1 protein-coding gene is annotated in these 410 nt (G+C 45.9%); it reads right to left on the reverse strand.

Annotated elements, in window-relative coordinates; genetic code table 11:
• The coding region (locus SORDD16_RS10100; protein WP_061453299.1) for a F0F1 ATP synthase subunit epsilon at nucleotides 1–329 on the reverse strand (329 nt) is incomplete at its 3' end.
• Nucleotides 330–410: the final 81 nt, after the last annotated feature.

A 410-nucleotide genomic window follows, 5' to 3' on the forward strand; every position in this document is an offset into this window, starting at 1 on the left:
GCTTCTTCGATTTCCTGCTCGGCGCGACGTTTAGCGCGTTCTGCACGGCTAACATCAATATCACGAGCACGCTCTGCCGAGTCTGCAACAATGGTAATCAAATCATTTGCAATTTCAATGACACCTCCGTTCACTGCTATCCAGTTCACATGAGTATCATCATCGATGCGTTTCACCTTTACTTCATCAACCGCTAAAACCGAAATCATATTTTCATGTCGTGGCAAAATCCCCATCTCACCATCTAAAGTTCGTACCGATACAAAGCTGGCATGGTGATCATAGACGAGGCCATCTGGTGTCACGATCTGGACGGTTAACTGAGCCATAGATCACCTCTTAAAATCCCATTTTCTCTGCCTTAGCAATAACATCTTCGATTGAACCGACACCACGGAAGGCATCTTCTG

Origin of the sequence: Streptococcus oralis (genome assembly GCF_001578945.1) — a bacterium.
GTDB classification, from domain to species: Bacteria; Bacillota; Bacilli; order Lactobacillales; family Streptococcaceae; genus Streptococcus; species Streptococcus oralis_Q.